This is a genomic window from Acidisphaera sp. S103 (genome assembly GCF_009765975.1).
Taxonomy (GTDB): domain Bacteria; phylum Pseudomonadota; class Alphaproteobacteria; order Acetobacterales; family Acetobacteraceae; genus Rhodopila.
The window spans coordinates 361,423-373,218 of sequence record NZ_LMUJ01000051.1 but is presented as its reverse complement, the minus strand read 5'-3'; the positions used below and the strand labels follow the sequence as shown (position 1 = coordinate 373,218).

Annotated in this window: 12 protein-coding genes and 1 tRNA gene; 7 read left to right on the top strand and 6 right to left on the bottom strand. The window is 64.5% G+C overall.

Translation table 11 applies throughout. The annotated features are described in order from the left end of the window. A partial coding sequence (locus GSQ89_RS16180; protein WP_158926933.1) for a lysozyme inhibitor LprI family protein occupies positions 1–460 on the bottom strand: 460 nt, incomplete at its 3' end. A 95-nt stretch (positions 461–555) separates the two neighbouring features. Further along, positions 556–1,779: a CaiB/BaiF CoA-transferase family protein gene (locus GSQ89_RS16175; protein ID WP_158926931.1), complete on the bottom strand. Its 1,224-nt coding sequence runs from the start codon at positions 1,777–1,779 to the stop codon at positions 556–558. A 114-nt stretch (positions 1,780–1,893) separates the two neighbouring features. Between GSQ89_RS16175 and GSQ89_RS16170 the strand changes: the two genes are divergently transcribed. Beyond that, the gene (locus tag GSQ89_RS16170; protein WP_254073230.1) at positions 1,894–2,382 is read left to right on the top strand and encodes a cytochrome c family protein; all 489 of its coding nucleotides are present in this window, start codon (positions 1,894–1,896) and stop codon (positions 2,380–2,382) included. A 50-nt stretch (positions 2,383–2,432) separates the two neighbouring features. Continuing rightward, complete coding sequence (locus tag GSQ89_RS16165) at positions 2,433–3,842, top strand: alginate export family protein (RefSeq protein ID WP_158926929.1); 1,410 nt, start codon at positions 2,433–2,435, stop codon at positions 3,840–3,842. A gap of 277 nt (positions 3,843–4,119) precedes the next feature. Here the strand turns inward: GSQ89_RS16165 and GSQ89_RS16160 are convergent, their stop codons facing one another. The 3 genes from GSQ89_RS16160 to GSQ89_RS16150 form a co-directional block, all read right to left on the bottom strand. Next, positions 4,120–5,175 carry a CapA family protein gene (locus GSQ89_RS16160; RefSeq protein ID WP_158926927.1) on the bottom strand — a complete coding sequence of 352 codons (1,056 nt, stop codon included), beginning with the start codon at positions 5,173–5,175 and terminating at the stop codon, positions 4,120–4,122. A 3-nt stretch (positions 5,176–5,178) separates the two neighbouring features. Next, a complete protein-coding gene (dctP, locus tag GSQ89_RS16155) occupies positions 5,179–6,171 on the bottom strand; it encodes a TRAP transporter substrate-binding protein DctP (RefSeq protein WP_158926925.1) in 993 nt (330 codons plus the stop codon). A 203-nt stretch (positions 6,172–6,374) separates the two neighbouring features. Next, entirely contained in the window at positions 6,375–6,629 is a 255-nt protein-coding gene (locus GSQ89_RS16150) for a hypothetical protein (RefSeq protein ID WP_158926923.1), read from the bottom strand. Between the two features lie 688 nt (positions 6,630–7,317). Between GSQ89_RS16150 and GSQ89_RS16145 the strand changes: the two genes are divergently transcribed. Together GSQ89_RS16145 and GSQ89_RS16140 are read left to right on the top strand one after the other, a co-directional pair. Continuing rightward, positions 7,318–9,027, top strand: coding sequence for a GMC family oxidoreductase (locus GSQ89_RS16145; RefSeq protein ID WP_254073236.1), 1,710 nt, complete (start codon positions 7,318–7,320; stop codon positions 9,025–9,027). Positions 9,028–9,083: 56 nt separating this feature from the next. After that, a tRNA-Lys gene (locus tag GSQ89_RS16140) sits at positions 9,084–9,159 on the top strand. On the opposite strand, the gene GSQ89_RS40125 is transcribed toward GSQ89_RS16140, so the two are convergent. Then, entirely contained in the window at positions 9,122–9,433 is a 312-nt protein-coding gene (locus GSQ89_RS40125) for a hypothetical protein (RefSeq protein WP_371734259.1), read from the bottom strand. The genes GSQ89_RS16140 and GSQ89_RS40125 overlap by 38 nt on opposite strands. On the opposite strand from GSQ89_RS40125, the gene GSQ89_RS39230 reads away from it, so the two are divergent. The 3 genes from GSQ89_RS39230 to ruvB all read left to right on the top strand — a co-directional run bounded on the left by GSQ89_RS39230 (position 9,378) and on the right by ruvB (position 11,706). Then, positions 9,378–9,599: a hypothetical protein gene (locus GSQ89_RS39230; protein ID WP_254073229.1), complete on the top strand. Its 222-nt coding sequence runs from the start codon at positions 9,378–9,380 to the stop codon at positions 9,597–9,599. The two genes, GSQ89_RS40125 and GSQ89_RS39230, sit on opposite strands and share 56 nt — an antisense overlap. 452 nt (positions 9,600–10,051) lie before the next feature. Continuing rightward, on the top strand, positions 10,052–10,666 hold the full coding sequence (gene ruvA / locus GSQ89_RS16130; RefSeq protein WP_158926921.1) for a Holliday junction branch migration protein RuvA: 615 nt from the start codon (positions 10,052–10,054) through the stop codon (positions 10,664–10,666). After that, a complete protein-coding gene (gene ruvB / locus GSQ89_RS16125; protein ID WP_158926919.1) occupies positions 10,663–11,706 on the top strand; it encodes a Holliday junction branch migration DNA helicase RuvB in 1,044 nt (347 codons plus the stop codon). Before ruvA ends, ruvB begins: the two co-directional genes overlap by 4 nt. Positions 11,707–11,796 lie beyond the last annotated feature (90 nt).

Here is an 11,796-nt window from a genome sequence, read left to right as displayed (position 1 = left end):
GGGCGGGGTCAGGGGGTGGTGTGACGGCGGCGGCGGTTTGCAGCGGGCCGGTGGGTGGTGAGGCTGTGGGTGATGGGGCGGTGAGCGGCTTTTCGGTAGGCGGCTTTTCCGTGGTCTGGGTCGCGGCGGCGGGTGGGGCGAGCGCGGCGAGGCGCTCGGTCATCTGGCCGATCAGGCATTTCGGAATGTCCGCCCGGGGCAGGGCGCAGGCGGCGTCGCGCTGCTTCAGCCAGCGGATCAGGTCCTGCCGCATGGCGTCCTTGCGGTCCGGCTGACGGGCCAGGGCGTCGGCGTAGGCGACGGCGATCTGCTGATCCAGCGCGAGCAGATGGGGGTTGGCGCAGATGGCTTTCTCGGTGGGGGAGCGGGCTTTGCCGCAATCGATCCCGGCGGCGTGCGCGGTGAAGGTGCCCATCGCCAGGAACGCAAGAAAGGCGCCACAAATCGGCCAGCGTATCATTGGGCGCTCCTGATTTGGCCGGAACATGCCATGGGCGAACGGGGCTGGGGAAGTGATGTTTGCGCTTGCCGGTCGTTTGTTGACGATGTCCGGGGTCAGATCACGCCGGCGTCTGTCAGGGCTTGCAGTTCCGCCTCGTCATGACCCAGCCAGTCGCCGAAGACGCGGCGATTGTCGGCACCGAGCGGGGCACTGGCCTGAAGCGGGCGCGGCGGCGTACCCTCGAAACGAAGCGGGCTGTGCGGAAGGACGATCCGGCCAAGTTCCGGATGGTCGAACCATTGGAGACTGCCGCGCGCATGCATGTTTTCGTCGACGATGACCTCGGATAGTTCGCGGACTGGGGCGCATGGCACGGATGCGGCCAGCAGTTTGGCGGCGACCGCGTCCTTGGGATTTTGGGACGTCCATGCCTCCAGGATTTCGTCTACCGCCAGCATGTTGGCGACCCGCGCGGATCGTGTCGCGAAACGTGGGTCGTCCTTCAGGTCGTTTCTGCCGATGACGTCGAGAATGGACCGGAAATGCTGGTCGCCGGGCGCGTTGATGACGACGTAGCCGTCACTGGTCCGGTAGGCGTTGTAGGGTGAGATGCCCAGGCCGCCGTGGCGGTTGCCGGTGCGGGTTGGTGCGGCCGCGCCACGGGCGTGCAGCATCCCGAGATTCGAGGCCATTGGGGCGTAACTGGCGTCCTGCATCGAGACCTCCACGATGCGTCCCTTGCCGGTGCGTTCCCGTTCATACAAGGCGGTCATGATGGCGGCGTAGAGATGAATGCCGGCGCTGAAATCGCAGACGGCCGGGCCGGCTTTGACCGGTGGTTGATCGGGGTGGCCGGTGATGCTGATGATCCCCGCCATCGCCTGCATGACCAGGTCCATGGCCGGATAGTCCTTGTAGGGGCCGGTTTTGCCGTAGCCGGAACTGGATCCGTAGATCAGCCGGGGATTGATTGCCTGAAGGGTTGCCGGGCCGATACCCAGCCGGTCGGTGACGCCGGGGGCGAAGTTCTCGACGAGGATGTCGGCTCGGGCGGCCATTTGTTTCAGCAAGTCGCGGCCCTGCGGGGTTTTCAGATTCAGGGTCACGGCCTGCTTGTTGGAATTCAACATGGCGAAGGGCAGGGCGGCGCCGCCCATGTCGCCTCGGCTGCGCAGGTGCTCGCCGGTGAGGGGTTCGACCTTGATGACGGTCGCGCCGGCCATGGCCATCAGGAAGGTCGCGTAGGGGCCGTTGTAGACGTGGGACAGATCGATCACGGTTATGCCGGACAAGGGGTCGTTCTGTCCTGGCGGGGTGTCCGATGGCGTGGTTTGCATGATCTGTTCGGATCCTTCCGCGGGTGATCCTACATCCGAACCCGCATACGGCCCAGCGCCGGCGTTCGCAGCCGTGTGGGGAAGAAACCAATGCGGCCGGCGCGATCCGGGTGATTGACGGGCGGGGACGCTTCGGGGAAACTTAACGTCTTGCAAAGGCCAATATTTTTCAACTCCGCCGAGGATGTTCCGCGCGGAAGGAGGGGGTTCGTGTTGTTCTGGTGTGTGGCCACGGTCATGATCGTGCTTGCCTGCGTGATGTCAGGGCATGCCGCCGCCCAGGACGTGGCCGCCGGCCAGAAGGCGTTCGCTGCTTGCAGCGCCTGCCATCAGGTCGGGCCAGGCGCGAAAAATGCGATCGGGCCTGTCCTGAATGGCGTGATCGGGCGCCTGGCGGGGACGTATCCCGGGTACGATTATTCCGTGGCCGCCAAGAACTCGGGACTCGCCTTGGATGAGGAGACATTGCAGGACTTTCTGGCCGATCCGCAGTCCGTGATCACGGGCACTAAAATGGCTGCTCCGGGGATCACGGACCCGGCGGTGATCGCCGACCTGATCGCGTTTCTGAAAACCTTCAGATCGGACGGTTCTCGCGACTGACGGCATGCCGGTCGACGATGCGGCCAAGCAAGAAACGTCCGGGAACGTCCATGTCGTCGCTTTGCACCCGTCCCCTGACGGGTCTGCTGATCGCCGCGTTCATGCTGTTGCTGGTGGCCGGCGCACACGGTGCGAGCCCCGAACCGGGCGATCCATTCTATCATTCGCTGCGGTATAACGACGACTTCTCCTATCTGGCGGATCCGGCGAAAGCGAACGACCCGTGGGACCCGCTTAAGTATATTCCCATCGGCGATGGACAATACGGTCCCAGCTACCTGAGTCTGGGCGGCGAGGTGAGGGAGCGCTTCGAATCCTATCTCAACCCGAATTTCGGCCTGAAGGCGCCGCCGAAGAACGCCTATCTGCTGCAACGGTTGCTGTTGAACATCGATGCGCATGTCACCGACTATATCCGCGTCTTCGCTCAGTTGGGGGAGTTCGATCGGCTTGGCGACCGGGGTGTCACGTCGACCACCGATATCGACCATCTGGAGCTGACGCAGGGTTTCATCGATCTGCGGCTGCCCTCGCCGTTGGGCGATGCGCCGGTGGTGCGGGTTGGGCGGGAGGAACTGCTGTTCGGCTACCAGCGGCTGATCGCGGTGCGGGAGGGTCCCAATGTGCGGCGCACCTTCGACGGTGCCCGGATCACCGATCATTGGGGCGGCGCGACGATCGACCTGCTGCTGGTGCGCCCGCTTTCGAACGCCATCGGGGTGTTCGACGACCACACGAACATGAAACAGCTTATGTGGGGCGGGTATCTGACCGTGCCGCTGGGACCGGTGCTGAAGGCTGATCTGTATGAGCTGAACTATGAGAACGAAGCGGCGAAATTTCGTGGCCTGACCGGCGTGGAGCAGCGGCAGACGTTTGGCGTCCGGTTGTTCGGCCGGGCCGATGGGTTCGATTGGAACACCGAGGCCGCGGTGCAGAGCGGGTCATTCCGTAATGAGGACATCCACGCCGCAATGCTGGCCGCGATCGCCGGGTATACGTTTCGGGATGCGATGTGGCAGCCTCGGATCGGGATCGAGTCCAATTACGCGAGTGGCGACAGCGGGCGTGGGGCGATCGGCACGTTCAACGCGATGTTTCCTCGATTGCCGTATTTCGCCGAGACCGCGTTGCTAGTGCCCGCCAATATCTATGATGTGCGGCCGGTGCTGTCGTTCAAGCCGGTGCCGGATGTGCTGGCGACATTCGGGTGGGATACGCTGTGGCGGGTTTCCAGCGCCGACGGGCTGTATGGCAGCGCGATGGTGGAATATGCCAATACCAGCAAGGTCACGGGGTCTCGGGTTGGTACCGAACTGTCGGCCGATGTGCGCTGGCGGATCGACCAGCATCTGGCGCTGGGTGCCATCGCCGCGGAGTTCCTGTCAGGGCCGGCCGTGCAGGAGGCGCTGGGCAAGAACGTTACGTTCTGCGCGTTGTTCGCGGCGTACCGTTTCTGAGGGGGTTATACCAGCGGCTGTTGACGTCGGGACGCCGGCCTGGTGTTGGGTCGGCGACGTCGGGGGCTATCTGGTCTAGCACCTTACTGGGGCGGATGGCCCGGACTTCGCCGGGCCATGACGAATGGGCGGTCGCTGGGCCATGGCGACTGGACTGTCGCCGGGACATGGCGACTGGACTGTCGCCGGGCCATGACGAATGGACTGCCGCTGGGCCATGGCGAATGGACTGTCGCCGGGCGATGGCGACTGGACTGTTGCTGGTCTTTGTGAGGTGTCATCCGGTACGACCATCGGTGAGGTCGATCGACAGACGGTTTCCTGTGACTGAAATCCGAACCCCGAGCGTTGCGCTGGCTTCCGATATCTCTGCGACGGCCTGGGGTTCATCAGCCGGTGTGGCTACGGTTGTTTCATTTTTATCGTTGTGGCGTACAAATTGGAAACTGGCGCGTGACAAATCCGGGCCTTCCCATTCCACGTCCGCCATCAGGCCGATCCAATCGCCATGTTTGCGGCCGCCATGTCCGGTGTGAAACGAAAAACTTCCCAAGCCGTAGAATATCGGTTTGCCGCGATACAGTTCCACCGGCAGGAAGTGATGCGGGCCGTGGCCGATCACCACATCCGCCCCGGCATCGATCGCGGCGTGGGCGATCTCCGTCATGTAGGCCAGCACTTCGCGGCCCAGGCCCCAATGGCACGACACAACAACGATATCCGCCTGCTGCCGCAGCGCCGCGATATCTTCGCGCAGCCACCGCAGATACACCGGATCGGCCCAGGTCAGGATCACCGGCGGCAATCCTGGCCGGTTCATCGGCGGGATCTCCGGCCGGATCTTGTGCATCGGCACCTGATATGCGGTGTGTGCCCGGATTACCGCGATGCCGGTGGCGTTGTCCGCTGCCTCATGGTTCGTCGGCCAATACACGGAACTGCGTTGCAGGAAGCCGAACCTGACACCGTTCCGCGTGACGATCGCCGGAATCCGAGCGGCCGTTCGGTTCGCTCCGGCACCGGTGTGGGCGATGCCGTGGCGGTCGAGCGCCGCGATCGAGGCCTCGATCGCGGCCTCGCCGTAATTCACGTTGTTCGCCACCCCGACTACGGCGATGCCGGCACCGGTCAGTGCCGCCCCGGCGACGGTTGGATTGGCAAAGAAACCTTCGTGGTCGACGCTGTGGCTGCCCGCGGGTGCGTAGAGGCAGCATTCCAGGTTGCTGAACACCAGATCGGCGGCCTTGAAATCGGCCTTGACCCGGGCGAAGGGCACGGTTGCGTCCTCCACGCCCATCAGGTTGACGTCTCCGGTCAGGATCAGACGTGTCATCGGTCAGCCCACATCGGTTAGAGCCTGGGTGGCGATTGCCGGCGTGATCCGCCACTGTTTCACCAGCCCGTCCTGCTGCGCCAGCATGCGGGTCCGGACCGCGTCGGTCTGCGCGGTATCGGGAACCGTTATGACCATGCCGTGCGCCGTCAGTTTCTGCCGAGCCGTCACCTGAGCGGCCGCCATGTTGGCGCGATAGCCGGCCAGGCTGGAATCCCACACCTCGGAGAGCAGCGCCTGGTGGTCCGCCGACAGACCCTGCCAGAACGCGCCGGCGATCAGCGGAACGTAGAAGCTGAAGGTTTGATGATCCTCCAGCACATAATGCACACGCGATTCCCACAGGCTGCCGGCGGCGGCCGTTTCGTTGGTGGTGATCAGCCCGTCGAACGTTCCCTGCGACAGCGCCAGGGCCACGTTCGGCATCGGCGTCGTGTTCGGAATGGCCCCCAGGAAGCGGGTGCGCCACGCTTTCCCGGCCCCGCCGGAGTTGCGGATCTTCAGGTCCTTCAGGTCGTCCAGGCTGATCAGCTTTTTCGTCGTGCCGTACCAGTTCTCGAAGCCCAGATCCAGCCAGCGGCCGAGCACGCGCATGCGAAGTTTGGCGGCGATCTCGGCGTTGATCATCTGGCCGGTCTTGCCGTCGATCACGCGGTGGGCGACCTCGACGGGGCGCGCGTACATGACCGGCAACTGCGACACATCGACGCTTGGGACGAAGCCGGCGAGACCCCAGGTGCCGGGAATCGACATCTCGACCTGATTCTGCACCAGCGCGGTCACGACGGTCAGGTCGGTAAAAAGCTGGCCGCTGTCGAACAGCTCGGTTTTGATGGTGCCGTTGGATGCTTTCTGCACCTTGCGGCAGAAATCGGCGGCGGAAATGGTTCGGCCGTGCGTCGGCGGCGTTTCGACGGAGACGCGCAGCCGGATGGGTTCGGCTGCGCGGAGCACGGACGGGGCCGCCAGTGCCGCGACCAGGGTCCGGCGGGTCATAGGTCTGTGCAACATACCCCTCCGACTGTTCGGCTGGCCCGACTTCGATCATGGACGCCGCGTTGCGGCCGATCATAGGCGCGGGTCAGGCTGTGGTCCATGGATGGGGGATCGTCACGGCGTCGCCGCCCGGACGACATCGATATTCCGGGTTCGGTTCGGCTGGGATGATATGTTGTGGTTGTGCCGTGAATGGCCGCCGATCAAATGGTGGAAAGGCCGATGGCGGTATTTCCTGGGGCGATTCGTGACTTGCGGGTCATGTGTCGCAGGTGCGTGATGTTCTTCTGGCGGTCGAAGACCTCATACACCGTTTCGACCAAATATATAGCTTGTTCCTCGCGACCGGCGTCGAACGCCTGATCGGCGAGCAGAAGAAGCAGATAAGGATCGTCTTGCGTCATGGGCGCCGGCTTGGACAGGACCCGCGCGAACCAACTTGAACCCAGGCGTTTCATCAGCCTGGCCAGGGCGGTGTGCTTCGTGTCCGTAACGTGACTATCCAGGTATATCACTGCCTGTGAACACATAGTTGCCCCTCCGTGATCAGTATGGGCCCGGAGTCAACCTGCCTGACAATCGACGGAGGACTGCCCAGCGGAAGCTGGAAACGTGGTTTCATTGGTTGCCCCTTCCTAAAACAGTGATTTTCGTTTCCTACTTACACGCTACTGTAGACTTGCCTGTTGAGTCCAGGATCATATCACGGTCCCGTGATATATTTGATAATCCGTAGACGGTAGGTTGGGCGACGACCGTGGCGGCCGCGCGATTTTTTCTGTTCTGCTCATCATCTGAGTAACGGGTGACCTGTTCGCAGACATAGTAGTGGACGGCCCAGAAACGTTAAAAAAGATAAATATGTCGCATTTTGACGGTATCATTTTGTTACAATTTAAAATTGATAAACGGCACCCCTTGCCGGACATTGTGCTGCCCACATCCCGTCGGATGGATTGGCCGGTTGCAGGGCCCGCCGGATCATCCGGCGTGGACAGTCCGAACCAAACCGTTCCGGGGCGAAGAGGCTGCCGGCGGAGCGCCGATGACCTGATGCCAGGCGGCGTTCGCGCGGGGCTTGCGGCGATTCGGCATCAAGGCGATCCTTCGGCAACAGAAAAAGCCAGGAGGAACGCCGTGCCGTCCATGATGTTCGACACGATAATCGTGGGTGGCGGATCGGCGGGGTCGGTCCTGGCCAACCGGCTGTCCGCCCGCAGTCAGAACACGGTGCTGCTGCTGGAAGCCGGCCAGGACACGCCGCATGGCAAGGTGCCGGCGGCGGTGCTGGATTCCTATCCGGGCACTGCGTACCTCAACCCGGCTTACACCTGGAACAAGCTGAAGGTCACCACCGAGGTGATCTCTCACAACAACCCCGACGAGAAAGCCCCGCCGCTGCGGACCTATGAGCAGGCGCGCATCCTGGGTGGCGGGTCGTCGATCAACGGGCAGCTCGCGAATCGCGGCGCACCCACGGATTACGACGAGTGGGCGGCGAGCGGTGCCAGCGGGTGGAACTGGGACAACGTGCTGCCGTACTTCAAGAAGGTCGAGCGCGACATGGACTTCGAGGGTCCGTGGCATGGCCGGGACGGGCGCATCCCGGTTCGCCGCATTTTTCCGGACCTGTGGCCCGAACATGCCAAGGCCGTGGCGAAGGCGTTCGAGCAGGCGGGCTACAAATTCATCCAGGATCAGAACGCGGCGTGGGAGGACGGGTATTTTCCGATCACCATCTCCAACGCTTATGAACGGCGGGTGTCGGCGGCGATCGGCTACCTCGATCCCGGCACGCGGCTGCGGGAGAATTTGTCGATTTCCACCGACACCCAGGTTTCCGGCCTGATTTTCGAAGGCCAGCGTTGCGTTGGGGTGAAGGCGACGGTGGCAGGCAAGCCGGCGGAATTCCGCGGGCACGAGATCATCCTGTCCTGCGGTGCCATCCATTCGCCGGCGCATCTGATGCGGGCGGGCATCGGGCCGGGCGGGCATCTGCGGGAGCATGGGATCGAGGTGCGGGCGGCGCTGCCGGGCGTGGGGCAGCGTTTGCAGGACCATCCGGCGGTGGCTGTGGCGGCCTTCCTGAAGCCGCATGCCCGGATCATCCACGACTACTCACGGCGGCATATCTACACGGGGCTGCGCTATTCCTCGAACATGCCGGGCATTCCGGCCGGGGATATGTTCACCGTGGTGACCAACAAGACGTCGTGGCATCGGGTCGGCGAGCAGATCGGGTCATTTATCGTGACGGTGTACAAGACTTACTCCGAGACCGGGTCGGTTCGCCTGCGTTCGGCCAATTGGTCCGATGAACCTATTGTGGACTTCAATCTTCTGTCGGACCAACGCGACCTGGAGCGGATGATGGACGGGGTGCGCCAGTTCGGCGCGATGCACCTGACGCCGATTATGCAGACCGTGACGGAGCATCCGTTCCCCGCCAGCTATAGCGACAAGGTGCGCCAGGTCGGGCTGCACAGCCGTAAGAACAAGCTGATCACCGATGTGCTCGCCCGGGCGTTGGACGGGCCGGCGGCGTTGCGGAAATACCTGATCGAGACGCTGGTGATGGAGGGCATCACACTGCAGGACGTGCTGACCGACGACGAGAAACTGGAGGCATTCGTGCGGAAGGCGGCCGTGGGGGTGTGGCATGCGTCGTGTACGTGCCGGATGGGGGCCGATACCGACCCGATGGCGGTGACCGACCCGGCGGGCCGCGTGCGGGGCGTGGAGGGGCTGCGGGTGGTCGATGCCTCGGTGTTCCCGGTGGTGCCGTGCGCGAACACGAATTTCCCCGTGCTGATGACGGCGGAGAAGATGGCGGACGCGATTTTGGCGGGCGCCTGAGCACGAAGGGGTTGCATTGCTGGGGAAGGTTGCTAGAAACCGCCCCTCGTTGGTGCGGGCGCTTAGCTCAGTTGGTAGAGCAGCTGACTCTTAATCAGCGGGCCGTAGGTTCGAATCCTACAGCGCCCACCACGAACCAGCCGAAACGACCGGGTATTTGATTTGGTTTGCCTGCGCCCGCCATGACGGTTGCACCGCGGCGGCGAAGGTCGATGACAACGGCCGTTGGTGTTACGTGCGGCAGTTTCCGGGTAGGGCCGACCCCTGCCGGACGTTTCCTCAGCCGGCAATGGAGCGAATGACCCTCGCGGGGTTGCCACCGATCAGAGTATTGGGGGGGAACGCCCCTGGTGACCACGGAACCCGCCGCGACAACCGCGTTTTCGCCCACGGTCACGCCGCCGATGATCGTTGCGCCGGCCGCGATCCAGACATTCCGCTCAATCGCGATGGGCCTCGCGGTGACGGCGGTGCGGCGCCGGGACGGTTCGATGGGATGGCCGGACGTGATGATGCTGACGTTCGGTCCGATCATCACATCATCGGCAATGTCGAGTCCGCCGAGGTCATAGAACGTGCAGTTCTGATTGACGAAGACGTTGCGCCCGACGGTGATATCGAGGCCTCCGGTCGTGTAGAAGGGGGGTATCAGCAAAAAGCTGTCGTCCACCTTCTTGCCGATCAGATCGCTGAACAAGGCCCGGACTTCATCCGCATCGTCGAACGTCAGACGGTTGAGCCTGGCGGTTATTACCATCGCTCGCTTGACGTTTGCCGACATGGAAGCCGATTCCGGCGTTCTGCTGGGGATGATCCTGGTGCGATCGTCATTCGCCATGCGTTGTTTCCCTCGGGGCCCGTTCGGCGCACGACGGCGGCACCGGGACCCGGGTGTAGCGGAAAAGCGGGAGGGCCGGAATCCACCCGTCCGGGATCTTGGGGACGTCGGCCACCACAACCCGCCCCCGATGGGGTATGATTCCGCGCCGCCCCGATTCGCGGTCATGCGTAGGACCCGACCAGAATGATCGCCCAGCTTACCGGACGCGTGGATGCGCTCTCCGACGGCACCTGCGTCATCGACGTGGGCGGCGTCGGATATCTGGTGCAGGCGTCGTCGCGCACCCTGTCCGCCCTGCCGCCGCCGCCGGCCGCCGCCAAGGTGCTGATCGAGACCCATGTGCGGGAAGACGCCATCGTCCTGTACGGGTTTGCCGACGCCGCCGAACGCGACTGGTTCCGGCTGCTGACCACGGTGCAGGGGGTTGGGGGCAAGGTCGCGCTGGCGATCCTGTCGGCGCTGTCGCCGCGGGACCTGGTCGGCGCCATCGCCGCGGGCGACAAGGCCAGCCTGACCCGAGCGCAGGGGGTTGGGCCGCGGCTGGCGGTGCGGCTGCTGACGGAGCTGAAGGATAAGACGGGGGCGATGCCGACTTCGGCCTCCGGCGTCAGCTACACCCCGATTGCCGCCGCAACGCCGGCGGATGACGCGCTGTCGGCGCTGGTCAACCTGGGTTACCGGCGGCCGGAGGCGCAGCAGACCGTTGCCCGGGTGCTGGATCGGCTGGGCGAGGCGGCGACACTGGACGTGCTGATCCGTGACAGTCTGAAGGACCTGGCGCAGAGGGCCGCCGGATGAGCGGGTCCGAAGACCGAGCGGTGTCAGCCGCCCGCCAGCCGGAGGACGCCGCTGAGGCCTCGCTGCGGCCGCAGACGCTGGCCGACTTCACCGGGCAGAAAGCCTCGCGGGAGAATTTGGCGATTTTTATCCAGGCGGCCCGGTCTCGGGGGGAGGCGCTGGACCATGTGCTGCTGCACGGGCCGCCGGGGCTGGGAAAGACCACGCTGGCGCAGATCGTTGCCAGGGAGCTGGGAGTGGGGTTTCGGGCGACGTCGGGGCCGGTGATCGCCAAGGCCGGCGATCTTGCCGCGATTCTGACAAACCTTCAGCCCAGGGATGTCCTATTCATCGACGAGATTCATCGATTGCAGCCGGCGATCGAGGAAGTCCTGTACCCCGCGATGGAAGATTTCCAACTCGACCTGATTATCGGCGAAGGGCCGGCGGCGCGCAGCGTGCGCATCGACCTGCCGCCGTTCACACTGGTTGGGGCGACCACGCGGGCGGGGCTGCTGGCGACTCCGCTGCGGGACCGGTTTGGGATTCCGCTGCGGCTGGTGTTCTACACGCCGGAGGAACTGCGGCAGATCATTGTCCGGGGGGCTCGGTTGCTGGGGCTGCGGTTGACTGACGATGGCGCGGCGGAGATCGCGGGGCGGTCGCGGGGGACGCCTCGGATCGCGGGGCGGCTGCTGCGGCGGGTGCGGGATTTCGCGCTGGTCCAGGGCGATTCGCCGGTCGATCGGGGGATTGCCGACGCCGCGCTGAACCGGCTGGAGGTTGACCGGCTGGGGCTGGACTCGATGGACCGGCGGTATCTGCGCCGCATCGCCGACCACCATGCCGGGGGCCCGGTTGGTGTCGAGACGCTGGCGGCGGCGCTGGCCGAGGCGCGCGATACGCTGGAAGATGTGATCGAGCCTTATCTGATCCAGGAGGGGCTGATCCTGCGCACCAGCCGGGGGCGGATGCTGGGGGACCCGGGGTGGCGGCATCTGGAGCTGAAACCGCCGCGCTCCGGCGCGCCGTTGCTGGATGTGCTGGGGGATGAGGCGTGATGCTGAACCGCAGCCGGCACACTGGCCCCGTCATGGTTGGGCACCCCCGTCCCGTCATGGCCCGGCGTAGTCCGGGCCATCCGTCACCGC